The organism is Flavobacterium daemonense, from assembly GCF_007341385.1.
Lineage (GTDB): Bacteria > Bacteroidota > Bacteroidia > Flavobacteriales > Flavobacteriaceae > Flavobacterium > Flavobacterium daemonense.
This window is the reverse complement of sequence record NZ_VJYD01000001.1, coordinates 1-24669: the sequence shown is the minus strand read 5'-3', so window position 1 is coordinate 24669 and position 24669 is coordinate 1. Positions and strand designations below refer to the sequence as shown.

Below are 24669 nucleotides of genomic sequence, written 5' to 3'. Positions count from 1 at the left end.
TATCATGAAACCAAAATTAGTATATTGGTTACTATTATTTTTTGCAATCTTATCCTTCTTTTCAGGCAATGCTCAAGTGTTGCGAAAAAGAACTACTCTTTTAATGGGCGGAAGATTTGATATTTCGATTGTTGCCAAAGATTCGCTTGAAGCAGAACAAAATATAAATGAAGTAATTGCTGAAATTACTAGAATTGAAAACTTAATATCCGACTGGAAACCCGATTCTCAAGTTTCTCAAGTCAATCAAAATGCTGGAATAAAGCCTATAAAAGTCGACCGAGAAGTTTTTGAACTTGCAAAAAGAGCCATAAAATTATCTGAAATAACCAATGGTGGATTTGATGTGAGCTTTGCCGCTATGGACAGAATCTGGAAATTTGACGGCTCCATGACCGAAATGCCTTCGGCGGAAGCCATAAAAAAATCGGTTGAGAAAGTTGGCTATAAAAACATTATTTTGGACAGCGTTCAGTCAACAATTTTCCTTAAACTTCAGGGAATGAAAATTGGTTTTGGTGCTCTAGGAGAAGGTTATGCCACCGATAAATGTCGCGCCATGATGATTGCAAAAGGGATAAAAGCAGGAATAATAAACGGTTCTGGCGACATGAGCACTTGGGGAAAACAACCAAACGGAAAACCGTGGAAAATTGGTATTACAAATCCGTTTAATCCTGAAAAGCTTTTGGCAGTTGTTCCGCTTGAAGAACAAGCTGTTACTACTTCAGGCAGTTATGAAAAATTTGTTGTTTTTAATGGAAAACGTTATTCGCATATTATTAACCCGGCAACGGGCTATCCTGCAACGGGTTTGTGCAGCGTAACTGTTTTTGGTCCAAATGCCGAAACTGCAAACGGATTAAGCACTTCGTCAATGGTTTTAGGCCAAAAAGAAGGCTTGCTTTTAATTCAAAAATACCCTGAATATTCTTGCTTGATGATTACGGATAAAGGAAAGGTAATCAAGTCTAAAAATTTTAATATAAAGCATTTTAAGGCTAAATTTTAATTTTTTTAGGTACTAAGGTGCTAAGATTCTAAGCTACTGAGTTTTTTTTAGATAATTTTATTTCTTTTATTAGAAATGAAAATCAGAATACTAGATAAAATTACAAACGCTATCAGTACAAAAAATCCATTTATAATTGCTTTTTCAAAGCCTATTTTTGTTACATCAACAAAAGGGTAAGGATAAAAATTGGTCGAAATTCCGTGAAGCAGAGTCTAAATCATGTAAATAATCGGATAAATCAGCCAAAGCAAAATAACCTTAAAAGAGATCTTTTCTATAGGGACAACAAAAAACCAATAAATAAAGAATAAAGACGGTACAACGGCATGAAAAATTTCGCTGACAATACGATGTTGGCCATCTAAATGAGCAATAGAACGTAAAAGTACATTAAAAACAATTCCAACAATCATGATGTAAACTGTTATAGCAGTGATTGTTGTATATCTTGAAAAAAAAGATTTACTGTTCGATTTTCCTTTAAATAAAAACATTCCTGCCCATAAGAAAACTATTGAATTGGTCAGAATAGTAAAAAAACTAAAAAAGCGCACTGTTGCACTGAAAAAAGTAAATTCAGATCCATTTAATAATAAATAAAATTGTACAGGCAGTGCGTACAATTCCAAGATAAAAATAATACTCGGCAAAATCTTTCTTTTTGTGGTATTTTGTTTTCCCATATTTTACTTAAAGTGAGCTTACTAAAATAAAAATTTTATTTCGAATTGCTATATCTCATTTTATAAATTTCATTAAAAAAGCAAAAAAATTAATGTTGATTTTTCCTAATATTTACTTAATTAGAGCTTAGAAATTGGCAAAAAAAATTAAATTTGAAAACCCAAATTTCATTCTTAAATTATGATTCTAAAAAGAAATTATCTCTACTTATTCGCCTTATTAGCAGTCTTATTTTTTGTGCCAATTGCACATTCGCAAACAACTCCGCAGAAAAAAGAAAACCATCCAAAATTATTTGAAAAAACCACAACCGACAGCGATTACCTGATGGCAATTGAAAAAGCGGGCGAGGTTATGGAGTCTGCCTACAATGATGCCGATTTTGATGGCGCAACACATCATTTATTTGGTGAAATCAAAAGAACGCAAAGCAAAATTGATCTCATCTTAACAAGTTTAAAAGGTGCAAATCCGAATGTGCGTAATCAGCAAATGTATCGCATTGTTCTGAAAGAGATTCAGCAGGAACTGGAAGACCAAAATGCGGCCATCAATTCCCGAAATGCGAATCTAGAAAAAATCAAAACTAGGTTTGTCGATTTGCATAAAGACAAAACTTTTATGGAACTCATAAAAGATACTGTTCGCCGTAAGCAATTCAAAAAGGAATTCGCCAACCTTAAAAAAAGATATCTGGCAACAGACAGTTTGATGACTAAAAATCAAGGGATTTTAAACAACAAAAAAAAGCTGACTGTTGAAAGAAAAATTGCAGTATCAAACGCCTTGATTACTGTTGAAAACAAACTGGAACAATCTGGAATTAGTATTCTTAGGAAAGAATATCCGTTTTTATGGAGTACAAACGATTCTGTACCTAAGAAAAAAGTATCGCAAAATATAAGAGCAAAAGTAATTATTGAGAAAAGCGTTGCTTCCTATTATCTCAGTTACCGCGCCGGCGGATTAATTACTTTATTGTTCTTTATGGGAATTTTGTTTTGGTACATTTTCCGAAATATAAAATACCTGAAAGAAAACGGATACGCTGAAAATCTGACTCTTTTTAACTTTAATTATTTAAATCGAGGTGTGTTGATTCCTGTTCTTGTAATTGGACTTAATATTGCCGTTGTCAGTAATTTATATGCTCCTGCTCTGTTTTTAGAAATGCTTCAGCTTATTTTGCTTGGCGTTCTTACGATACTTTTCAAAAATAAATGGTCAGCACAATCAATGAAAAATTGGTTGCTTTTGATGGGACTTTTCTTCACGCTTTGCTTTCTTGATTTATTTATAGAAGTTGGTTTTATACAACGTTGTGCTTTCATTGTAATTAATATTCTGGGAATACGATATGGATTGGTGCAAATCAAAAGCATTAAAGATCAATTGTATATCAAAGGATTCTTTAAATGGGCAAGCATTATTTTTATTGGTTTTAATGGTTTATCGATCCTTTATAATCTTTTTGGAAGAGTTTCTCTTTCTAATATGCTCACACTTACGGCTTTTATTTCGCTTACGCAGATTGTTGCACTGAGTGTTTTATTAAAGATCATTCTGGAAGTTATTCTGCTTCAAATCTATACGACAAGAATTAAGCGCGGTTTAGAAAAGATTTTTGATTACGAAAGTTTATCGGACACTTTAAAAAAGCCTTTTGTCATCGTTCTCAGCTATATGTGGCTTGTGGTGATTGCTTCTAATCTAAATATTTGGGAATCACTTCGAACTTCTTTAGGAGATTTATTAAGCCATCCAAACACGATCGGAAGCATTACGTTTACTTTAGGAAATATTGTTTTATTCTTTATCATTATTTGGATTGCGCATCTTCTTCAAAAATATGTAGCTTACTTTTTTGGTGAAATCGATGATGAAAACGAAGAAAACGTCAACAAAAGGCAACATTCTAAATTACTAATTACCAGACTTCTTGTTTTGATTGCCGGTTATCTTTTAGCCGTTGCGGCTTCAGGAATGCCATTAGACAAACTAAGTATTCTTTTAGGCGCACTTGGGGTTGGGGTTGGACTTGGGCTTCAAAATGTGGTCAATAATTTTGTATCGGGTGTCATTTTGATTTTTGACAAACCGATTCAGATTGGTGACGTTATCGAAATTAGTTCCGAATCTGGACGAGTGAAATCAATGGGATTAAGAACTACAAAAATCAATGCGCCAAATGGTGCCGAAATTATTATTCCGAATGGAAATTTACTATCGCAAAACATTACAAACTGGACGTATACCGACAATTTTAAACTTGTCGAAATTTCAATCGAGATTACTGGCGACACTACTCCAGATGCTATAAATGAAATTGTCATGCAAGCACTTGAAAATATTCCGCTAATTAATCTTGAAAAAGCGCCTCAAATATTCTACACGGCAATTTCTGATGGAAAATATAAACTCTTGATTAAATTTTGGTGCAGTATTTACCGTACCGAAGAAAGTATTAGCAGTGCACGCCAGGTTTTGTTCAGCAATTTTAAAGCAAAAGGATTGACCTTTTCTACTTAATATCTGATTAATCAAAACTATTTAAAATAAAAAAAACGTCCCGAAATTCGGGACGTTTTTTAATCAAGTTTAAATTTTATTAATGGTAATCGTGGTCATGATCTGAATGATGTTTGTCGTTTCCTTTGTGTTTCCCGTTATCATGTTTCTCAGGTTTTTCACCTCTGTTTTTCTGAGGTTTTCCGTGATATCCTTTTGGATATTCTGCTCTGTGTTTGCTATGATACGTGTAAGGAGCATCTCCTCTGTAATCATTCAAAACCACTTTGTAGCCTGAGTACAAATCATAATTTCTGTATCTTTCTGGAAGTCTTTTTTCGCGTACCCATCTTCCACTGTTGTCATAAATAAATGCACTTTGATTTACATCATAATAAACATCAATGTCTGGCAAATAATAGTATCTGCTGTTATCGTAACCAACTGGACCCCAATTTGGAGGCGTTCCTATATTTACATTAACTGAAACCTGAGCCTGAGCAAAAACACTTGTAAAAAGCATTAAGGCGAATACTAACTTTTTCATCTTTTTAAAATTTAAAATATTAATTATGAGAGATATTAATCTAAAGTAATGCCAAAATTTGTTTTTTCAGCTATCAATATACAAAATCACCAAACCAATCGACGAAAAGTGTCTCTCAGTCGATATAGATTCTAAAAAAAAATCTTCTTTAAATCTAGGTTTTTTCGTTTTTAAAAGATCTATAGAAGGTAAAAATGTTTAAAATAAATTAGCGTTTTTCACTAGTATCAAAGGAAATCCTTAAAAAACAGTTTTCAAAATCCGTTTCACCCTAAATTTTGTCCGTCTCGCCTTCATTTTACATCTACTTTAAATGAAGTCATTATAATTTTGGCCTCCGTAAAACAATAATTAGTATTAAACAAAATTTTTAAATTATGAAAAACGTCAAAAAAATATTCATTGGTTGTATTCTTCTTACATGTACAAGCGGATTTAGTCAAAGTTTTTTTAAAAATATAGCAGATCGCCTTTATTTTGGTGTAAAAACGGGAGCCAATTATAGCAACTTTAAAAATGCCGATTTCGATACTGAAGGCCTAACAGGATTTCATGCAGGTGCAATTGTAGGATATAAATTCAACGATAACTTTGCTGTACAAGAAGAATTTTTATATTCTACTCAAGGAGCAAAAATTAAAGGTGGACTTACAGATGGCCAAGATATAAAACTTTCTTACGTTACTGTTCCAATTCTTTTAAAATACAAAACCAATTTGGGTATATATTTTGAAGCAGGTCCACAAATTGGAATTTTGATCGATGAAGATTTTAAAAGTCTTGGAATTAACTCCAATACAAAATTTGCCCAACAGATTGATGGAGGTCTTGCTGCAGGAATTGGTTACCAATTTCAAAACGGACTTGGAATTGGAGCTAGATATTATTTGTCTCTAACAGATGTAAGTAAAGTTAAAACAGCAGGCATCAACACTAATTTTCAAAACAATACAGCACAAGTGAGTTTATCATATATCTTTTGATTTGATAAAAAACTGCATATAAATTCCGAGTACAACTTTGTGGTCGGAATTTTATGTACAGAATAATATCAATTTTATAATAAGATATTTGTAAATTTCATAGCCTAAATAAAAATGAAAAACATATTAATTAGATAATTAATTCTTATGATAAGCAACATTAAAAAAACCATCGCTCCATATAATATAAAAGAAATTCGGCGATTGAATATGCTTTTAGTCGGTCTTACCTTTCCATTTACTTTAATATTACTTTTTTTATTTGAAGAGATGCTTTCGGCATTGTTTTTTTTAGCAATTAAAACTGCTTGTTACATGTTTATTACCAGTAATTTATTGGTATGGATTTTAAAATTCAGTGCTAAAAAATTTCCGGATGATTTGTTTAAATTTCAGTTTTGTAGATTCACTCTCAGTTATATTTCTGGTATTGCAATTTATTTAAGCCTATGGCCTATTTTTTCATATCTAGCTAAAATTCCGAGTCATCTTCAAAATTATAAACTTCTGGCTGCTTTTATAGCCATATCAATTGTATTGACTACGATCATTTTATTTCTTCATAATTTTGTTATTTTTCGTCAAAATAAAATTCAGACTGAACTCGAAAATTCACGTTTGCAACTTCGAAGTACGCAAGCAGAAAATCTATTATTAAAACAGCAAATTCATCCACATTTTTTATTTAATTCTCTCAATACCTTAAAGGCTTTATATAAAAAAGATCCAAAACTAGGTGAAATCTATTTATTACAACTAGCTGATTTTCTTCGTTCTGCAGTATCTTTAAACAATAGCCACACTACAACTCTTGCAGAAGAATTAGAAATTTGCAAAAATTATATGGAAATGCAAAAGATTCGTTTTGGCGAAGCTTTAGAATGGAATCTAAAAATTGAAAAAACAGAAATGTTAAAAGGATTTGTTCCATCTTTTTCTCTTCAGCCTTTACTCGAAAATGCTATAAAACACAATATATTAACCAAAGAAAGTCCGTTAAAATTATTAATAGAACAACATGATAATTATATCAGCGTATTTAATGCTATAAATCCTAGAAATGCTGGGGAAACCTCTACAAAAAGTGGTTTGAGTAATTTAGCTGAACGTTATCAGTTATGGACAGAAGAAGAAATTATAATTAAGAATGACGGAAAATCTTTTTCGGTCAGCTTTAAAATCATGCCTCATGAAAATAGTAATAATTGAAGATGAACTGCTTGTTGCCGAAGATCTTGCCAGTAATTTAAAACAAATAAAACCAGATATTGAAATTGTAAGTATTCTAAGTTCAGTAAAAGAAGCTATTGATTATTTTTCTAAAAATTCGCAGCCAGACCTTATATTTAGTGATATTCAACTTGGCGACGGATTAAGTTTTGATATTGCAAAAGTAATAAGCATTGAAGTTCCGGTTATCTTTTGCACTGCTTTTGATGAATACGCTTTAGAAGCCTTTAGAATAAATGGAATTGAATACATTTTAAAACCTTTTAGCGCTGAATCATTGGAAAAAGCACTTCTTAAATTTCAAAATATGCAAAAGGTAATGGCAGGAAGTATTGCTTTAAAATATGAAGCCACAATAGCAACATTAGAAGCAAAAAACAAAAATAGCAGTGGCACTATCATGGTCAAATACAGAGATCGATTACTGCCATTTACATTAGACAAAATAGCTTTGTTTTTTCTTGAAAATGAAATAACCTATTTGCATACCAATTCTGGAAGCTCTTTTGCAATGACTGAAAGTCTTGAAGAACTGGAACATAAAGCAGGTTTGGATTTTTTTAGAATGAATCGACAATTTCTTGTAAATCGTAATGTCATTACAGAAGCAACGGATTATTTTCCGAGAAAACTCAAGATTAATTTATCTTTTCCTTTCAAAAAAGATATTATTGTAAGCAGAGAAAAAAGAGGAAAATTATTAATCTGGCTAACAGAAAATTAAGTGCATATTGAAACAAAAATACTTTTGAACATACAATAATAAAAAAATGCCTCAATTCTGGAGGCATTTTCGTTTTAACAATTCAATTAAGAGTAATAAATTTTAATCAAAATCTATTTCCAACCGCCACCCAAAGCTCGGTACAAATCAACAACCGCCTGCAGTTTCTGCAAATTATCGTTGACACCGCTCAATTGCGCCGCCAAAAGATTTTGTTCTGATGTCAAAACGTCTGTATAATTGGTCGCAGAACTGTATTCCAGCAACTGTTTGGTATAATCGACTGCTTTTATCAAAGCTTCAATTTGTTTGGTTCTTGAATCTTCTTTTTCTGCTGCCATTTGATACGCATACAAAGCATTTGAAACTTCCTGACCAGCCGTTAAAAGGCTTTGCTGAAAATTATTATACGCTTGTACTTGTTGTGACTGCGCTTGTGTCAATCGCATTTTATTAAGCCCTTTATTGAATATTGGCTGCGTTAAACCTCCTATAATTGAATAGAAAACAGAATTGGTGAAAAAGTCAGTCAATTGCAAATTCGAAAAACCACCACTTGCCGTAAGTGTCAAACTTGGGTAAAAATAGGTTTTCGCCATATTGGTCATTTCAAACGCATTTCTGAAATTAAATTCCGCTTGACGAACATCTGGACGATTCTCCAATAATTGAGAAGAAACTCCCAGAGCCAATTTTTCAGGAACAATTTGCGATGCTAAATCTCCCCTTTCTATTGGTCCAGAAGCTTGTCCCAACAAAATATTGATTGCATTTTCAGTTTCGCGAATCCTTTGTTTTAAATCGGGAATCAAAACCTCGGCCGCATGCTGATTGGCTTCACTCTGCACAACTGCAGCGCCGGTCACGATTGCGCCTTCTTTTAATTCTTTAATTGTTTCGACATTTTTGATACGGCTTTCAAGTGTTTCTTGCGTAATTTTCAATTGCTTGTCATACGAAAGCAACAAAAAATAATTGTTTGCAATATCCGAAATCAATTGTGTCTGAACAGCTTGTTTTGCAGCATCAGAAGCCAAATAAGTTGCTAGAGCCGCTCTTTTTGAACTGCTCAATTTTCCCCAAATATCAGCTTCCCATGAAGTGCTTAAACCTAATTTATAGGTTGTTGTCAATGTATTGATGTTAATTCCCGCTGGGAAATTAAGCGCCGCCTTAGATTGTTTGTTATGCGTTGCATTCGCATCCAACTGCAAAGTTGGATAATACGCTAATTTACTTTGTTGCAAAGAAGCTCTTGCTTGCACAATGTTTTCAATTGCATTTTTAAGATTCAAATTCTGATCCAATCCTTTTTGAATCAAGGCGTTCAGTTTTTCATCTTTAAAAACAGTCTGCCATGGCATATCGGCAATTGTTGTTGTATCTAAAGACGTTTGGTCTCTATATAATTTATCTGTCGATAATGTTGTGGGGCGTTCGTACTTTTTGGTAACAGAGCACGCACTCAAAAGTGCGGCTGCTGTTAACATCAAAATATATTTATTTGAACTATGTGTCATTTCTTTTGAATTAAATTTTATGCTTTATGCGCTTCTAATAAATGATCGTCGTCATCATCGTCATCATCATAACCATCTTTTGCTGGTCCACTTACTTTTTCCTGTAATGTCTGGAAAATGATAAACAAAACCGGAATCACAAAAACTCCTAAAATGGTTCCAATCAACATTCCGCCGACCGCTCCTGTACCAATTGATCTGTTTCCTACGGCTCCTGCGCCAGAAGCAAACATCAGCGGAACTAAACCTAAAATAAAGGCAAATGAGGTCATCAAAATTGGTCGTAAACGCGCTACAGCTCCTTCAATTGCAGCTTGAACGATTGGAAGTCCTTTTCGTCTTCTGTCCAAAGCAAATTCGACAATCAAAATACCGTTCTTCGCTAAAAGTCCGATCAACATGATCAAGGAAATCTGCAGGTAAATATTACTGTTTAATTTGAAAATAATCGAGAACAAATACGCTCCCGCCAGTCCAAATGGAATTGAGAACAATACTGCAAATGGCAAAATATAACTCTCATACTGAGCACTTAACAAGAAGTAAACAAATACCAGACACAGAATAAATATGAAAATTGTTTCACTTCCCGATGCCAATTCTTCACGCGTTAAGCCTGAAAATTCATACCCGTAGCCTGCCGGAAGATTTTCAGCTGCAACTTCTTGAATGGCTTTAATGGCGTCTCCCGAACTGTAGCCCGGTTTTGGCGCTCCAGTAATCGAAATCGACGTAAACAGGTTGAATCTTGAAATTGATTCGGGACCAAAAACCCTCGTCATATTTACAAATTCTGTAATTGGCGCCATAGTTCCGGCATTATTTCGAACAAATATTTTATTCAAACCTTCTTTATTGGTTCTAAATTCTGGAGAAGCTTGAATCATAACACGATACTGTTTCCCGAATTTATTGAAATTCGATGCATACAATCCGCCATAATATCCTTGCATTGTTGACAGAATTGTGTTTACCGAAACTCCTGCATCTTTGGCTTTCGCCAAATTAATATCCATCATATACTGAGGGAAACCAGGATTAAAAGGCGTTGTTGTATATTGAATTTCAGGACATTCTGAAAGTTTTGCCAAAAACTCATTATTGACTTTATAAAATTCGGCCGTTGTATGTCCGCCTTTATCCTGCAATTGGAATTCAAATCCGCCACTTTGACCAAAACCTTGAATCGTTGGCGGTGAAATAAAGAAAATGTTGGCTTCGCGAATACCGCTCGTTTTCGCAAAAAGCTGTCCGATAACATCATCAACACTCAAATCACGTTCGTCCCACGGTTTCAATTTCACAATAACCATACTGTATGCACTTCCGGCTCCAGCTGTAAAGTTTTGTCCCACAATTCTAAGCGTATTTTTAACTCCCGGAATCGTCTTTGCTATACTATCGACTCTTTTCGCAATTATATCAGAACGTTCCATAGAAGCCGATGGTGGCAAACTGATATTCGCAAATACAGTTCCCTGATCTTCTGACGGAACGAATGCAGATGGCGTAGTTTTCATCATATAAAATAAAGACAAACCAGCAATAATAATTGCCGCTAAAGCAATCCATTTTTTCACAGAAAGGAAACGTACAGAACGTTTGTATCTTTCGGTTACATTATCAAACGCAACATTGAATGAGGTGTAAAAACGCTGTAAATAACTTTTATGCTTATGATCATCTGCATGTGGTTTCAACAAAAGTGCACACAAAGCCGGACTCAAGGTCAAGGCGTTTACTGCGGAAAGAATAATCGCAACCGCCAGCGTAATACCAAATTGTTTGTAGAAAACTCCTGTAGATCCATTGATGAAAGTTACCGGAATAAATACCGCCGCCATTACCAATGTAATCGAAATAATCGCTCCCGAAATTTCGTCCATCGCATGAATGGTCGCTTTTTTTGCCGATTTATAGCCGTGATCGAGTTTGGCGTGAACGGCCTCGACGACCACAATCGCATCATCGACGACAATACCAATGGCAAGAACCATCGCAAAAAGCGTCAATAAGTTGATCGTAAATCCGAATAAATTCAGGAAGAAAAACGTTCCCACAATCGCAACCGGAACTGCAATTGCCGGAATTAAAGTCGATCTAAAATCCTGAAGGAAAATGAAAACTACGATGAAAACCAGAATAAAAGCTTCAATCAAAGTATGGATTACTTTCTCGATCGAAGCATCCAAATTTTCATTGACATCGACCATAATGGTATATTTCATTCCTTTTGGAAAACTCTTCGCTGCTTCTTCAATTAGTTTTTTAGAATTGATGATTACGTCACGCGCGTTTGAACCCGGAGTTTGACTGATCGCCATTGCTGCCGATTCAACACCGTTTGTTTTAATTGTTGATGAATAACTTAAAGATCCTAATTCAACTTTGGCAATATCCTTCAAACGCAGCATTTGCCCGTTTCCAACCGATTTTATGACAATGTCTTCAAATTCTTTAGCGCTTGTTAAACGACCTTTGTATTTAATTACATATTGAAATGCCTGATTTCCGTTTTCACCAAATTTCCCCGGTGCTGCTTCGATATTTTGTTCTGCCAAAGCAGCCGAAATATCACTCGGAATTAATTTATATTGCTGCATTACGTCTGGTCGCAACCAGATTCTCATTGAATAATCTTTGGCTCCAAAAACGGTTACATCTCCTACTCCAACTACACGCTGAATTTGAGGCACCAAATTGATCTTAGCATAATTTTGAAGAAAAGTTTGATCGTAAGCTTTATCATCGCTATATAAAGAGAAAATCAGCAAGTTACTGCTCTGACTTTTAGTAACGGTTACACCCGCTTGAGTTACCTCTACAGGCAATAAACTTGTCGCTCTCGAAACTCGGTTTTGCACGTTTACCGCAGCTAAATCAGGATTTGTTCCTACTTTAAAAAAGATTTTTATAGATGCATTTCCGTCATTTGTGGCTGTAGAAGTCATGTACGTCATGTTTTCCACACCATTAATTTGCTCTTCCAACGGAATTACAATACTTTTCAATACCACATCGGCATTGGCACCTGTATAACTCGCCGAAACATTTACTGTTGGCGGCGCAATATCTGGATATTGAGATATAGGAAGCTCAATTAATCCTAAAACCCCTAAAATAACAATAATAACAGAGATTACTGTTGAAAGTACAGGTCGTTGTATGAATTTTTTAAACATTTGCTTTTATTTTAAATCGGCGTAAACTTGATCGGCATTTTGATTTTGACTCTTGATTTCTGTTCCGTCTTTCAGTGTTGCCACTCCTTCAAGAACAATTTGATCTCCAGCTTTTAAACCGCTGGTTACCACATAATAGTTTCCAGCGCTGTTCTCTAAAATGGTAATATTGTTACTTTTTGTTTTACCATCTTTTCCAACTGTAACAGCAAATATTTTATCCTGAAGTTCGTAAGTTGCGCTTTGCGGAATAATTAGTCCATCTTTTACTTCATTCGGAATTCTCACGGTTGTACTGCTTCCGCTTCTGATAATGCTTCTCGGGTTAGCAAAACGTGCTCTAAAAGTAACCGAACCCGTTTCGGTATTAATTAATCCGTTTACCGTTTCTACTCGGCCTTTTTCCGGATAAGGAGTTCCGTCAGAAAGCACTAATGAAACTGAAGGCATATTTTGGATTTTTTGTGCCAATGTTTTACCTGGAGTAGTTCCTTCTGTAAAATTCAAAAGCTTTTTTTCATTGATGGCAAAATAAGCATATACATTTCCTATGCTTGAAACCGTAGTCAAAGGCTCGGCAGTATTTGAACTAACCAAACTTCCTAAACGAAACGGAATTGAACCTACAACTCCATTTACCGGACTTGTTACAGTTGTATAACCTAAATTTGTTTTAGCATTGACCAAAGCTGCATTTGCCTGAGCCAAAGTCGCCATAGCCGATTCATACGTATATTGTGCCGATTCTAAATCGTATTTACTGATAATTCCTTTTTCAACCAATGGTCGCACTTTATTGACTGCCAGTTTAGCCGCACTTACTTCCGCCTGAGCGCTTTTAATACTCGCGGTTGCCGTACGAACTTGCTGTTCATATTCTGGCGCACTTATTTTGAACAAAGGCTGTCCCGCTTTTACAACCGCACCTTCATCAACAAAAATCTTATCAATATAACCTTCAACTCTGGGACGAATTTCTATATTTTGCTGTCCTTGAATACTGGCAGGATAATCGCTGTATAATGTTGCAGATTCAGGCTGCAGTGTCAGCGTTTTATACTCCTTCACCTGTGGCGCAGCTCCGGCTTGAGCCGATTTGTCATTTTTACCGCAAGAAGCGATAAGAACTGATGCTGCGAAAATGCTTAAAAATGATTGCTTATTCATTGTCAAAAATGTGTAATTATCTATTTATTAATAAGCAAAAGAACTAAAATAGAACACGCGAAATTTTTAGAATAGACGAACAGCAAACGACAATCGATAGAGAGAGCCTGACACACGACGGACTTTTTTCAAGAATTAAACAAGTGTTTAATTTGATGGCTCGTCGGTCAAAAAATGGTTTCTGGTGGCTGTAATGTTATTTTGGACGATTGGTTCTAGATCGTATTCAAATAAAATGTAATATTGTCTTTAAATAATCAAAAAATATAATGGCTTCAAATATTTACAGACCCTATTTATTTACCGGACTGCACATTCTCGGGTGGTTATCGCTGGGCTTTATTATGCTGTTTTACATTCCTTTAACTTGGAATGTTGTTCTTCCAGATGTTTTTTGGCTTTGGCAGATGATTGTATTGTTTTTGCTGATTGTTGTTTTTTATACCAATGCCAAAATCGTAGTTCCGCAAACCATTATTAAAGACAATACATCGCCGTTTTTGATTTGGACTTTTCTTGCCATTGTTGTTATGCAGTTTATTGCCTTTTTATATACCTCAGAAACCGATCTTCATAATAAAATCAGCTTGGTTTTAGGATTCAAAAAATACAAAAACCCCTATTTTGACAACTACGTTCTTACGCTCACTTTATTGGTTTTAGGAATCAGTACAAGTTGGGCAATGCTGCAATATTGGCAAAAAGCAGCGCAGCACAAACAAAAATTAGAACAGGATAAAACCATGGCCGAATTAGCAATGCTGAAGGCACAAATTAATCCGCACTTTTTTTTCAATTCGCTAAACAGTATTTACTCATTAACTTACACAGATATTGAAGATTCCAGAAATGCGCTTCATACGTTAAGTCGAATGATGCGTTACCTGCTTTACAGCACAGAAGAACGCACAACTTTACTCAAAGAAGCTGAATTTATGAGAGATTTTATCGCTTTGATGAAACTTCGTGCCAACAGCAAATTGACAATTACTACTGATATTCCGCAGAAATTGCATGATTTCCCGATTGTTTCGATGTTATTGCTTCCTTTGGTTGAAAATGCCTTTAAACACGGGGTTCACGCTACAGACAAAAGCGAAATTTATATCAAGCTTCGCCAAAACGGAAGCGAACTCGAATTTGAAGTTGAAAATACATATTTTGAAAAATCAGGAACGACAAGCGAAGGTGGCATTGGCTTGACTAATACGAAGCGCCGACTTCAGTTGATTTATCCAAACAAACACAGCTTAAAAGCTGGAGTTGCTGAAAATGGAAAATATAATGTAAAACTGCAGCTAAATTTAGAAGAATGATGATATTAAAATGTATAGCAGTTGACGATGAACCATTAGCATTAAAGCTTGTGGAAACTTTTATTGAACAAACTCCGTTTTTGGAATTGACCGCAAGCTGTGATAATGCCGTCGAAGCGATGGGTTTGATTAGAGAAAAACAGCCCGATATTGTCTTTCTGGATATTAATATGCCAAATTTAACAGGCATGGAACTGGCGAGACTTTTGCAGGATACACCGGGATTAATGCCAAAAATAGTTTTTACGACTGCGTACAATCATTATGCAATTGAGGGATACAAAGTAAATGCGGTTGATTATCTTTTAAAGCCTTTCAGCTACGAAGAGTTTCTGCGCGCCGCCAATAAAATTTTGCAAATAACCGAAGAAAGCGCAAACAACTTTCAACCCATAACAACCGATGATGAATTTATTTTCCTTAAAGTCGAGTATAATTGGGTTAGAATTTCTTTAAAAGATATTCTATTCATCGAAAGTTTAAAAGATTATGTAAAAGTTCATCTCGACGATTCGCAAAAAACGGTTCTTTCGTTGATTTCTTTAAAAGCTTTAGAGGAAAAACTGCCATCGGCAAAATTCATGCGAATTCATCGTTCGTTTATTGTGTCACTAGACAAAATCAGTGCGATCAGCAAGCATTCTGTTTTTATCGGAAAAACCGAAATTTCTGTTGGAGAACAATACAAAGAGCCATTCAAAACCATCGTTGACAAATGGTTGAAATAAAATAGATTTTTAATTATCATGGAAAAAAGATCAAACAAATACTATTTAACATTAAGCTTAAAAGAATACGCAAACGGAGAAACCAAACCCGCAAAAGAACTCGGAATTGAATTTTCTAACCACGATGAGATTTTTGGCATCATTCAAAAAATAAAAGACAAAAACGTATTCGACGATCCCAATGAAGCTACTCAATTTGCCCTCGGACTAAAATTATTCAGCGAAATCAAACTAAAACACCGCAAAAACCCTTTATTCGATGAATTGAATGAAGTTTTTCCGGTTTTTATGAAGAAATTGAAGAGTTTGTAGAAATGGAAAAACGGCTTGATTGAGGCGTTTTTTTGTTTATTTATAAATCATAAGCTTTTCTAAAACGTTTTACGTTTCCTGTCTTTTGCTGGTTCCATACCAAGAGAGCCACAGTCGGCTGACCAATGCAAATATTGATTTCGAAGTTTTCGTAAATCTTTTTGTTCTTGTACTTCCTGTTGATAAGCACCAAAATTTCGGTCGCCTTCCTGCACACCTTTATATTTTTCGTGAATATCTCCATACCATTTAAATGTATAGGGTTTTCCTTCTCCCAAAACATAATCTCGCAGACGTTTTTTTACCCGCATAAGCAAAGCATCATTAGAAATATTATATTTATTAGTTTTTAATTTGGTCATATTAAAAGGTATTTTTTGTGTTGCTATTGCAGATTCTGCCATAAAATGAAGCGGAATATAACTGTATGTTTTTTTTAATTCTCGTATACCCATTAGTTCATGCACTGGCCCAAAAAAAGAAATTTCTAATTGATCCTCTAAATACCAAGATTTATTTACTAAAGTCTGGGAAAGTTTTTCTAACTCTTCTTTGTTATTTTTCTCAATAGCCTTAACCACTTCAAAGCCATCATTGTAACTCCCTCCAACATCAGAATGCACACCTGGAAACTCTCTTTCTTTTCCTACTCTGGTTTTGGTAAGTGAAAAATTTTTACGATGCTCATCTGAAGCTGTAAAATGCATTACGGTTTTTGCTTTAGCTAAATTATTCAGCGGAAGTTCTTTGGTATCATTATCAAAATCAGGATTTACAGTAATTCCTTCAGAATATGATGAGACGGTATCAAAAAGGCCTAAAAAACGTACTTTAATCAAACTTACTTTGATCCCGTTTTCAGCTAAAAGGTATCCAAGGTAACCGCCTTTATTTTTTCTATTGACAGATAAAGGAAAAGCCTTTAGACTAATTTCATTAAGAAAAACTCTAGCTGCCGCTGCACCACGGCTAAAACCAAAAACATCTAAATAAAGTATTGGTATTTCTTTATTTTTAGTTTTGCTTATTCGAACTATCCTGTCAGCTAAATTTTTACAACCTTCTTCTACTTTACCTAAAATACCAGTACCGTTTAAGATAAAACCAGTACCAAGACCAGCTCCTAATACAGAATCGGTTTTTTCAGTCTCTGTACCAATTCCGTCAACATATACAGCAAGGTTTGCAGGATAATAAGCATCATAAAGTCTTGCTACGTTTGACCAGGCATTATAATAACTGCTGCTTTTATCATCTTTGCCATTTTTTCTATATGCTTCTGCCGAAATCTCCTCTTTGGGTGTTAATCTTTCGCCCCTTGCCCGTCTATCATAATACTCTTTGGCATTGGTATTGTTCATATTATTATTAGTGCCATCAAAAAAAATACCAATGGCTAAATCTAGAGTTTTTAATACCTTTTTAGGTGGGGTATAATTTCCAAATACGATACTCATTTTTAATTAAGTTTTCCTGAATCTTGACAAATTTGATTCAAATTATATTTATTTTCGCCCTGTTCTATGTAAAAATCGGTTACCCATTTATTATCCTCTTGTTTTGTTGGATCAATTTTTATAACCATTTCAACAGGTTTATTTTTATCAATATGTTTTTTAAATAACTCTCTAATTTCATTTTTGGGAAAATCTACCGGAATTTCATCCTCACCATTGTTTTTAAGATATTTTGCCCAAAATTCTGTGTCATTAGTAAAAGCTATTCTTGAAACAAATTCTTGTTCTATCTTGCCACTTCCTATTGACCAGTATATTTCGAAAGAAAAAGGAATTGCCCTATGTTTTTGATCTATCGGTCTGTCATAAGGATTTTCAATTTCACCATTGCACATTTTAATGTATAATGAAGTTATTTTGCAACCTTCAGGCAAGATTACTTTTGGCTTCCAAAGGTATTTTTCTCTATACGCCTCATAAACTTCCGGGGCAGGATAACCATGTTGTTGAATTTGTTCTCGTACATCTTTAGATATAGTACCTTCATAGGTTAGAGACCTTTTAGCATAATCTTCTTTGAACATATATTTTTCATCTTCAGTGATAAGCTTAGGGTTTATGGTGGTTTCATGAGCCTGAAATCGGGCTACTTCAACTTGTCTATGAACTCCAGCTCTGACCCACACAACTACCATCCCTTTTGGTCCAAGACCAATGTTTATAGATTGATAAGGTGCCGTTTCTGCTTGAGCCCCTCTTTTAGAATAAAAGCCTTCATCAAAGAGCTGTTCTATTTTTTCAGTAGGAAGCTTCCAATCACCAGTATAAAATTTATTGTCTACATACGACAACCATGTCATATCTAACCTTTCAGGCAAGGGGGCTTTTATATCATTTATTCTTCCTCCGCCTCCCCAGCCAGAATTGCTAAAACCTCCCATTTGGCTAAAAAAATAGCCTCCTGCTGCTCCTGTATATACTTCTACAGGATATTCCCTTGGCGCGCAAACAGTTGCTGACCATTCATATTTTTTTTCCATACATGAACTTATTGTTATTGCTAAAACCACTAAAACACTTGCTTTTTTTAAATTCTCCTTTATCTTCATCCCTTTAATTATAAAAATTTACTAGTCCTTTAAATTGCTATTTACAAATACAAGGTTTATTTTTTAGTATTTTTTTTGTCTCCTGACTAAATTCATTAATTGGGTATTTATAACTATCTTGCTCTAAATAAATATCTGACACGGAGTCTTTAATGATTTTTACAGCGATTATTACTGATTGTTTTTTTTGTATTTTTTCTTTGAATTGAGTAAAAATTAAAGTTCTGTCAAAATTTAAAGGCAACTTTTCTTTTTCATATACAAGATATCTTTGCCAATACTCTCTGTCTTTTATAAAAACTATTCTACTTATAAATTCCTGACCTTTTTTATTTTTCCATATTATTTTAAAAAAATAAGGAATCGATTTTTGATTTGTATCTAAGATTGTATTACCTATTTCATTTTCTCCATTACACATTTTCAAAGTAATTTCAGACATCTTACATCCATCAGGTAGTAAAATTTGTGGTTTCCAAATGTACTTTTCCCTAAATACATCGTAAAGTGATGCTGAAGGATAACCATATTTTTTAATATTTTCTCTAACTTCTTGATTAACAAATTTTGAATCATTTAGTTTCTCCTCTATGAAATTTTTCTCAAACATAAATTTAGAACTACCATAAACATCCACAGAATTTAAATTTACTTGTGTCGCCTGATACCTTCCTATTTCTATTTGTATTCCTTGATTTCCTGATAACCAAACAATAACTAAGCCCTTTGGAGCAAGACCAATCTGTATTTTATTACAGTCTATTTTTTTATTCTTTTTTATAAAGCCATTTTCAAGATATTGTTTTATTTTATTTTTTGGTAAATTCCATTTTCCTTTGTAAAACTTTCTTTCTGTCATTGATAGCCATGTTATTTCAAAAGTATCAGGCGCAGTAAACCCTTGTTTTTTTGCTACTTCTATTCCCTCGCCCCAGCTTGAATTAATGCAAGAGGGACCGAAAAATGATTTACCAATTAATCCCCTTTGTATTGCTACAGGATATTCACTTGGGACAGAAATACTTGCGGACCATTCATACTTTTTTTCAGAGCATGAACTTATTGATATTGCTAAAAGCAATAAAATGATTTGTTTTTTCATAGTTTATTTTTCTTCTCCGTGTGCCATTATTTTTTTTCCACTTATTAAACTCAAATTACCTTTTATTGCTTCAAAATTTAATTTGTTTGCACTTTTTATAAGCTTACCGCCAACGCTCAATTGATGAGCATCAGTCACTTTTATTGAAATATTTTTTGCTCTCTTTGTAATTGCCATACTTTAATTAAAAAAGGTTAGAATTTTCGGCACTATTAATTATAACTTGTTTGCCACTTTGTATTGTCATGTTCTCTTGATGACTGTAAAGACTAGCTTCAGTAGCAATTTCATTAGAAGTATCTGAGGTTCTTGAAAAATCTTTTTCAGCAATTTCAATTCTATGATCTGATTTCTCCATAATATCCCCATTTGCACTAATAAAAATGTCATGTGCTGCTTCCTGAAAAATGTTGTTGCCTGCCTCAATTTCAATATTTTCCTTGGCATCAGCTTTAATATCTCGTCCAGCATTCATGATAATATCCTCTCCGGCTTCAAGTTCAATATTTTTGGGAGCCTTGAACCTGATGTTTCCGTCTCCATGAATTACAGCAATTGTTTGTCCTTTCTTGCTTTCTATGGTAACATCGCCTGTGGCATCATTCGAAATGATGCGGTTCCCGCTTCGGGTTTGAATTACTTTCATGTCGTTTTTTTCAGTGGCATAACCAGAACTTTCTTTCCCATTATAATGCGTACCCATAACATAAGGGCACTGCACATTTGCGCCTTCAAAGCCAACCAGGACTTCCTCGCCGATCTCGGGAATAAAATAAACGCCTTTTCCTGCTCCGCCGTGGGGCTGGATCATCCTGATCCAGTCGGTTGTCCTGCCGTCGTTGCCCCAAAAGAACTCAATCCTCACGCGTCCCAATCCCTCGGGATCGTTGTTGTCCTTTATGGTTGCCGGCTGGGTTTCAGCTCTGGCAAAGGCTTTGGTGTCGGTATAATGCGGTGCAGAGACATCTGCCGGAATGGCCTTGAACTCGCAGGTGTAGTTGCCGTGCACCTCTGAATGATGGGTCGATTCGATGCACACAAGCTGATACTCGGTGCCTTGGTCTTCAATCTTGAAAATCTGCCCAAGACCTATCGGGAAATAGGATATGCCGCTGTAGTACACACTGTTGGCATTGCTTCCTGCGGTCTGCAGGGCGACCATTTCGTCTATCTCGTCCTTGTTCCGGGCGTTGCTGGTGTAGGCGCCGGCGCTAAGGTCAGGCTGGGCGACGGATCCCTGATTGAAGCCTACATTCGAGGCAAAGCTGTCCCTGCTTCCCTCGGAGGTTCTCAGCGAGGAATTCTTGATAATCGAAGCTTTGCCGTAATCATAGCCCGTCAGCAGAATCTTGTGCGACGCCATGTTGACCTGGGTTTTGAAGCTGTGAAGCGAGGCCCCGTTGATGAGCCTTGTCTTTGACGATTTGATCTGTCCGAACTGCATGCGCATTCCGTCAAAATAAAACCACTGACCATAGCGCTGGGCGAGCCTTTTCAGGAAATCGAAACTGGTTTCGTTGTACTGCGCCATATAATTGAACTCCTTTCGATAGGTTGCCCTTATGGCGTCCCTCTGATAGAATTCCGTCGGGCCTTCATACAGGATATCCAGCACAATGTCATCCATGCGCCTTTCCAGAAAAGTTCTTGATTTTGGCATGTCGTTCAGCACGATGCTGTGGCTTGTCCCGCTTACGTGAAGCCCTACGGCGCTGCCGTTCCGGTCAATTGAAGACAATCCTGTAATGATGCCTTTGCTCATCAGCCTGATTCCCGTCACGCTCTTGAAGGTGAAGATGACTTCGCTTCCGTTGTAGCGCATCATCGCTTTGGCCTGATCTTCGGGCTTTATGACGGCTTTTCCGGTATATTGCCAGACAAACGAAAAATAGTGATGGTCGACCATTTTCTGCGAAAGCTTCAAATCATAGTAGATAATGTTCTGCGTAAAGCCACCGATGGTAATATGTATTTGGTCTGAGAAATGTCCCATAAGTTCGATTCGAGTTTTAGTTCGTTAAATAAAAATAAGATGTCTATTTAGTAAACATATAGCTACAAATCGAAAAGAGAAGCATTGTGAAGTCTTATTAATAACACAATAAGACTTTTAAATTTTCATCCATAAAAAAAGAGCCATCTCATTTCTGAGACAGCTCTTTTTTCACAAATTAATAATCTAAAATTAAGCTTTCGCTTTTCTTTTTACTGTACAACCAATTTCTTTAGTTTGTGTTACAGCAGGTTTTTTGTTGCTTTGCAAAGCCGCAATTGCGTCTTCGGCGTAGTTTGTTTTTTCTGTTTTTGTTCCTTCTGGATCGTTGTCAATTGCTCCAACGTACTCAATCACATTTCCTTTTGCAGTTTTAGAAACAATAAAAATATGCGGCGTATGTTTTGCACCATACTGATCTGTAATAAGTTGTCCTGGATCAAATAAATATGGGAACGGATAATTTTTCTCCTTTGCCAAATCCTGCATTTTATTAAAAGCATCTGCTTTTGATGCTTCTGGATCATTTGGGTTGATTGCGATTACTGGATATCCTTGTGGTCTGAATTTTTTATCTAAATCAATAATTCGTTGTTCATAAGCCACTGCGTACGGACAAGTATTGCAAGTAAAAACGACAATAAAACCTTTTGCTTTAGGAAAACTTGCGAAAGAAACTTCTTTATTGTCAACATTTTTAAGTTTAAAATCAGGTGCGGCGTCTCCTGCTTTCAGCGTTCCTGTTTGCGCTTGAGATAACCAAGCCGTAAATACTAGTACTAATAAAGTGATAATCTTTTTCATAATTTATAGTTTTTTATATTCGGTTAATAGTTGTTCGTAACTGAATTCTGTCTCGACAAATTTTCGTTTATCGTCTTTTATAAAAAGCGTTGCCGGAATACTTCCTGACCATGAAGGATCGATTCGGTCAATATATTCTTGTGGACTGCTTTCGTCCAATAAAAACACTTCATTTTGCATGTTTTTTCGCTTGACGAATGGAATTACGGCTGAATTAAGCTTTGACTTAAAATCAACACTTACTAACAATACCGCCAATTTCTCCGATTTAAATTCGGCCTGAAGTTTCTCAAAATTTGGCAATTCTTTCACGCATGGCGCGCACCAAGTCGCCCAGAAATTGACTACATAAATACTGTCTTTTCCCTTTTGAATTCGTTCCTTCAGTTGATCAACAGTAATAAGCTTTACATTTTGACCATAAGAAACTGTCGAAAAAACGATCACTAAAAAAAGATATAAAAGAGTTTTGATTTTCATAAAACAGTTCGTTTAATTGATTTGTCTCTTACAAATATAAACTAATGAAAACGTACTTTTTGTTAATGAAAATTTAATGAATTATTTTTTAGGTACAGAGGTGCAAAGATTCAGAGAAACAAAGGTTAGTTTTATTCTATTGAATCTTGAAAATCTAAAAATCAAAGCCTTATTTCTCAAAAAAAGATTCTAATTGTCTAAAAACTGGAATCAATGATTCTGCTTTTTCCGATAAAGTGTATTCAATATGTAGTGGTTTTAATTTGATGACTTTTTTATCCAAAAGTCCAAATTCTTCGAGTTCGCGCAATGCTACCGAAATAGATTGTTTGTTTGAACCTTTGATATCTCTTAAAAGTCCGTTGAAACGTATTGGTCCATCAACTGCTAATAAAAAAATCTGTGGTTTCCATTTTCCTGACAATAATTTCAGCAATCCTTCTGCTGGACAGCCGCTATCTTTTTCTACTTTATTTTCTGTAGTCATATTTTCTTGACTAATTGACTTTTGGTTAAACATCTGCGAACTTTGATATAAAAATATAAAATTTTATATGCCTAGCATCTATTTTCCAACCAGTTTTTATGAAAATAGGATCATTAGTATTAATCCTGATCTACAGTATGCTCTGTGAGTCATTAACCCATTTAAAAAATGAACGAAAATAATGCAAATCCGTTGCTGTGCGATTCCTCAAAAGGAATTTGCGAAATGCCTTTCAGCGAAGACTCAATTGAAAATGCCGTCATTACAACAGAACACAAACCTGTAAAAATAATTTATTATACTGACCCAATTTGCTCCTCTTGCTGGGGAATCGAGCCTCAACTCAGAAAGCTTAAACTAGAATACGGAGATTATTTTGAAATCGAATACAAAATGGGCGGTTTATTGCCAGACTGGAGCTACAACAGCGGTGGCATCAGCAAACCCTCTGATGTGGCGCACCATTGGGATGAAGCCAGCTTAATTTATGAAATGCCAATTGATGGAGATGTATGGCTTGAAGATCCGTTGGATTCTTCTTATCCTCCTTGCATTACGATGAAAGCGGCACAAATGCAGAGCAAAGAAAAAGCGGTTCATTTTATGCGTGTACTTCGCGAGAAATTATATCTTGAGAAGAAAAACATTGCAAAATGCAATAATATTGAAGAAGCGGCGCTAATTGCTGGACTCGATATTCAAAAAATGAAATCAGATTTTGACGATGCTGAAGAGCTTTTTCAGGAAGATTTAGATCTCGGAAAAAAACTTGGCGTGAGAGGTTTTCCAACACTGTTTTTTGCCGACCAAAACAACAATCGTTTTGCGGTTTACGGTTCAAAATCATATTCTGAATACGAAAATGCTTTGCGTGCCGCATTTCCTGAAGCAAAAAAGAAAAGTATTGAAAATACAAATCCGTTATCCATTTTTGAAATTTATCCAACATTGGCACCAAAAGAATATTCGGTTATTCTAGATATTCCTTATGTTGAAACTATTGTGATTTTGGAAAAATTATTTAAAAGCGGTGAATTAGGAAAACGATCTATAAAAAATGGTTCGTTGTATTTTAAAAAAAATTAAACACATTGGAACATAGAATTTTTATCAAAAAAAGAAATTAGAAGAAACTAGTTTCCACACATAGTTTACAAAGTTTGTCATTTCGAGGAACGAGAAATCTCCACAAGTAGCTCCGCACCTAGTATCTCCAATCTTTGTAGAGTTTCTTGTGGAGATTTCTCGTTCCTCCTTTAGATTTGTTTTTTGAAATTTTGAGTAGATTTATGATTGAGAAAGGAAGCAAAAGTAAACTGTT

Annotated in this window: 21 protein-coding genes and 1 pseudogene; 9 read left to right on the top strand and 13 right to left on the bottom strand. The window is 35.0% G+C overall.

Annotated features, from left to right (window positions below):
• The first annotated feature begins 4 nt into the window (after positions 1-4).
• Positions 5-1012 carry an FAD:protein FMN transferase gene (locus FND99_RS00105; RefSeq protein WP_144335970.1) on the top strand — a complete coding sequence of 336 codons (1008 nt, stop codon included), beginning with the start codon at positions 5-7 and terminating at the stop codon, positions 1010-1012.
• 47 nt (positions 1013-1059) lie between these two features.
• Here the strand turns inward: FND99_RS00105 and FND99_RS20275 are convergent.
• A pseudogene (locus FND99_RS20275) lies at positions 1060-1698 on the bottom strand (Pr6Pr family membrane protein).
• Positions 1699-1879: 181 nt separating this feature from the next.
• Between FND99_RS20275 and FND99_RS00095 the strand changes: the two are divergent.
• Positions 1880-4228, top strand: a complete 2349-nt coding sequence (locus FND99_RS00095; protein ID WP_144335968.1) for a mechanosensitive ion channel family protein — start codon at positions 1880-1882, stop codon at positions 4226-4228.
• 79 nt (positions 4229-4307) lie between these two features.
• Here the strand turns inward: FND99_RS00095 and FND99_RS00090 are convergent, their stop codons facing one another.
• A complete protein-coding gene (locus tag FND99_RS00090; RefSeq protein WP_144335967.1) occupies positions 4308-4754 on the bottom strand; it encodes a hypothetical protein in 447 nt (148 codons plus the stop codon).
• Positions 4755-5131: 377 nt separating this feature from the next.
• On the opposite strand from FND99_RS00090, the gene FND99_RS00085 reads away from it, so the two are divergent.
• The 3 genes from FND99_RS00085 to FND99_RS00075 all read left to right on the top strand — a co-directional run bounded on the left by FND99_RS00085 (position 5132) and on the right by FND99_RS00075 (position 7691).
• Positions 5132-5737: a porin family protein gene (locus FND99_RS00085; RefSeq protein ID WP_144335966.1), complete on the top strand. Its 606-nt coding sequence runs from the start codon at positions 5132-5134 to the stop codon at positions 5735-5737.
• 147 nt (positions 5738-5884) lie between these two features.
• Positions 5885-6946 (top strand): sensor histidine kinase, encoded by a 1062-nt coding sequence (locus tag FND99_RS00080; protein ID WP_144335965.1) that lies wholly within the window; start codon positions 5885-5887, stop codon positions 6944-6946.
• Positions 6927-7691, top strand: coding sequence for a LytR/AlgR family response regulator transcription factor (locus tag FND99_RS00075; protein ID WP_162615518.1), 765 nt, complete (start codon positions 6927-6929; stop codon positions 7689-7691). Before FND99_RS00080 ends, FND99_RS00075 begins: the two co-directional genes overlap by 20 nt.
• Positions 7692-7804: 113 nt before the next feature.
• On the opposite strand, the gene FND99_RS00070 is transcribed toward FND99_RS00075, so the two are convergent.
• Genes FND99_RS00070 through FND99_RS00060 form a run of 3 tightly spaced genes read right to left on the bottom strand, consistent with a single transcriptional unit; the run spans position 7805 to position 13560 of the window.
• Positions 7805-9211 (bottom strand): efflux transporter outer membrane subunit, encoded by a 1407-nt coding sequence (locus FND99_RS00070; RefSeq protein ID WP_144335963.1) that lies wholly within the window; start codon positions 9209-9211, stop codon positions 7805-7807.
• 17 nt (positions 9212-9228) lie between these two features.
• Positions 9229-12393, bottom strand: a complete 3165-nt coding sequence (locus FND99_RS00065) for an efflux RND transporter permease subunit (RefSeq protein WP_144335962.1) — start codon at positions 12391-12393, stop codon at positions 9229-9231.
• A gap of 6 nt (positions 12394-12399) precedes the next feature.
• Complete coding sequence (locus FND99_RS00060; RefSeq protein WP_144335961.1) at positions 12400-13560, bottom strand: efflux RND transporter periplasmic adaptor subunit; 1161 nt, start codon at positions 13558-13560, stop codon at positions 12400-12402.
• 269 nt (positions 13561-13829) lie between these two features.
• Here FND99_RS00060 and FND99_RS00055 point away from each other — a divergent pair, with 269 nt between their 5' ends.
• Genes FND99_RS00055 through FND99_RS00045 form a run of 3 tightly spaced genes read left to right on the top strand, consistent with a single transcriptional unit; the run spans position 13830 to position 15916 of the window.
• A complete protein-coding gene (locus tag FND99_RS00055) occupies positions 13830-14876 on the top strand; it encodes a sensor histidine kinase (protein ID WP_144335960.1) in 1047 nt (348 codons plus the stop codon).
• Positions 14873-15604, top strand: a complete 732-nt coding sequence (locus tag FND99_RS00050; protein WP_144335959.1) for a LytR/AlgR family response regulator transcription factor — start codon at positions 14873-14875, stop codon at positions 15602-15604. The genes FND99_RS00055 and FND99_RS00050 overlap by 4 nt, the downstream gene beginning before the upstream one ends.
• 18 nt (positions 15605-15622) lie before the next feature.
• Entirely contained in the window at positions 15623-15916 is a 294-nt protein-coding gene (locus FND99_RS00045) for a DUF3861 domain-containing protein (protein ID WP_144335958.1), read from the top strand.
• A gap of 59 nt (positions 15917-15975) precedes the next feature.
• Here FND99_RS00045 and FND99_RS00040 read toward each other — a convergent pair whose 3' ends face one another.
• The 8 genes from FND99_RS00040 to FND99_RS00010 form a co-directional block, all read right to left on the bottom strand.
• A complete protein-coding gene (locus tag FND99_RS00040; RefSeq protein ID WP_144335957.1) occupies positions 15976-17373 on the bottom strand; it encodes a T6SS phospholipase effector Tle1-like catalytic domain-containing protein in 1398 nt (465 codons plus the stop codon).
• Positions 17374-17375: 2 nt separating this feature from the next.
• Positions 17376-18482, bottom strand: coding sequence for a DUF2931 family protein (locus FND99_RS00035; protein ID WP_144335956.1), 1107 nt, complete (start codon positions 18480-18482; stop codon positions 17376-17378).
• Positions 18483-18519: 37 nt separating this feature from the next.
• On the bottom strand, positions 18520-19584 hold the full coding sequence (locus FND99_RS00030) for a DUF2931 family protein (protein ID WP_144335955.1): 1065 nt from the start codon (positions 19582-19584) through the stop codon (positions 18520-18522).
• Positions 19585-19587: 3 nt separating this feature from the next.
• The gene (locus FND99_RS20130) at positions 19588-19761 is read right to left on the bottom strand and encodes a hypothetical protein (RefSeq protein WP_162615517.1); all 174 of its coding nucleotides are present in this window, start codon (positions 19759-19761) and stop codon (positions 19588-19590) included.
• A gap of 7 nt (positions 19762-19768) precedes the next feature.
• Positions 19769-21577 carry a type VI secretion system Vgr family protein gene (locus tag FND99_RS00025; protein ID WP_144335954.1) on the bottom strand — a complete coding sequence of 603 codons (1809 nt, stop codon included), beginning with the start codon at positions 21575-21577 and terminating at the stop codon, positions 19769-19771.
• A 192-nt stretch (positions 21578-21769) separates the two neighbouring features.
• Positions 21770-22381: a thioredoxin family protein gene (locus FND99_RS00020; RefSeq protein WP_144335953.1), complete on the bottom strand. Its 612-nt coding sequence runs from the start codon at positions 22379-22381 to the stop codon at positions 21770-21772.
• A 3-nt stretch (positions 22382-22384) separates the two neighbouring features.
• Positions 22385-22861, bottom strand: a complete 477-nt coding sequence (locus FND99_RS00015) for a TlpA disulfide reductase family protein (RefSeq protein WP_144335952.1) — start codon at positions 22859-22861, stop codon at positions 22385-22387.
• Between the two features lie 169 nt (positions 22862-23030).
• Positions 23031-23348, bottom strand: coding sequence for a winged helix-turn-helix transcriptional regulator (locus FND99_RS00010; protein ID WP_144336382.1), 318 nt, complete (start codon positions 23346-23348; stop codon positions 23031-23033).
• Positions 23349-23516: 168 nt separating this feature from the next.
• On the opposite strand from FND99_RS00010, the gene FND99_RS00005 reads away from it, so the two are divergent.
• A complete protein-coding gene (locus FND99_RS00005; protein ID WP_144335951.1) occupies positions 23517-24434 on the top strand; it encodes a DsbA family protein in 918 nt (305 codons plus the stop codon).
• The last annotated feature ends 235 nt before the right edge of the window (positions 24435-24669 follow it).

Bases quoted from the DNA above. Each gene is read 5' to 3' on its own strand.
- FND99_RS00105 (WP_144335970.1), top strand. From the start codon at position 5: ATGAAACCAAAATTAGTATATTGGTTACTATTATTTTTTGCAATCTTA.
- FND99_RS00095 (WP_144335968.1), top strand. From the start codon at position 1,880: ATGATTCTAAAAAGAAATTATCTCTACTTATTCGCCTTATTAGCAGTC.
- FND99_RS00090 (WP_144335967.1), bottom strand. From the start codon at position 4,754: ATGAAAAAGTTAGTATTCGCCTTAATGCTTTTTACAAGTGTTTTTGCT.
- FND99_RS00085 (WP_144335966.1), top strand. From the start codon at position 5,132: ATGAAAAACGTCAAAAAAATATTCATTGGTTGTATTCTTCTTACATGT.
- FND99_RS00080 (WP_144335965.1), top strand. From the start codon at position 5,885: ATGATAAGCAACATTAAAAAAACCATCGCTCCATATAATATAAAAGAA.
- FND99_RS00075 (WP_162615518.1), top strand. From the start codon at position 6,927: ATGAAAATAGTAATAATTGAAGATGAACTGCTTGTTGCCGAAGATCTT.
- FND99_RS00070 (WP_144335963.1), bottom strand. From the start codon at position 9,211: ATGACACATAGTTCAAATAAATATATTTTGATGTTAACAGCAGCCGCA.
- FND99_RS00065 (WP_144335962.1), bottom strand. From the start codon at position 12,393: ATGTTTAAAAAATTCATACAACGACCTGTACTTTCAACAGTAATCTCT.
- FND99_RS00060 (WP_144335961.1), bottom strand. From the start codon at position 13,560: ATGAATAAGCAATCATTTTTAAGCATTTTCGCAGCATCAGTTCTTATC.
- FND99_RS00055 (WP_144335960.1), top strand. From the start codon at position 13,830: ATGGCTTCAAATATTTACAGACCCTATTTATTTACCGGACTGCACATT.
- FND99_RS00050 (WP_144335959.1), top strand. From the start codon at position 14,873: ATGATGATATTAAAATGTATAGCAGTTGACGATGAACCATTAGCATTA.
- FND99_RS00045 (WP_144335958.1), top strand. From the start codon at position 15,623: ATGGAAAAAAGATCAAACAAATACTATTTAACATTAAGCTTAAAAGAA.
- FND99_RS00040 (WP_144335957.1), bottom strand. From the start codon at position 17,373: ATGAGTATCGTATTTGGAAATTATACCCCACCTAAAAAGGTATTAAAA.
- FND99_RS00035 (WP_144335956.1), bottom strand. From the start codon at position 18,482: ATGAAGATAAAGGAGAATTTAAAAAAAGCAAGTGTTTTAGTGGTTTTA.
- FND99_RS00030 (WP_144335955.1), bottom strand. From the start codon at position 19,584: ATGAAAAAACAAATCATTTTATTGCTTTTAGCAATATCAATAAGTTCA.
- FND99_RS20130 (WP_162615517.1), bottom strand. From the start codon at position 19,761: ATGGCAATTACAAAGAGAGCAAAAAATATTTCAATAAAAGTGACTGAT.
- FND99_RS00025 (WP_144335954.1), bottom strand. From the start codon at position 21,577: ATGGGACATTTCTCAGACCAAATACATATTACCATCGGTGGCTTTACG.
- FND99_RS00020 (WP_144335953.1), bottom strand. From the start codon at position 22,381: ATGAAAAAGATTATCACTTTATTAGTACTAGTATTTACGGCTTGGTTA.
- FND99_RS00015 (WP_144335952.1), bottom strand. From the start codon at position 22,861: ATGAAAATCAAAACTCTTTTATATCTTTTTTTAGTGATCGTTTTTTCG.
- FND99_RS00010 (WP_144336382.1), bottom strand. From the start codon at position 23,348: ATGACTACAGAAAATAAAGTAGAAAAAGATAGCGGCTGTCCAGCAGAA.
- FND99_RS00005 (WP_144335951.1), top strand. From the start codon at position 23,517: ATGAACGAAAATAATGCAAATCCGTTGCTGTGCGATTCCTCAAAAGGA.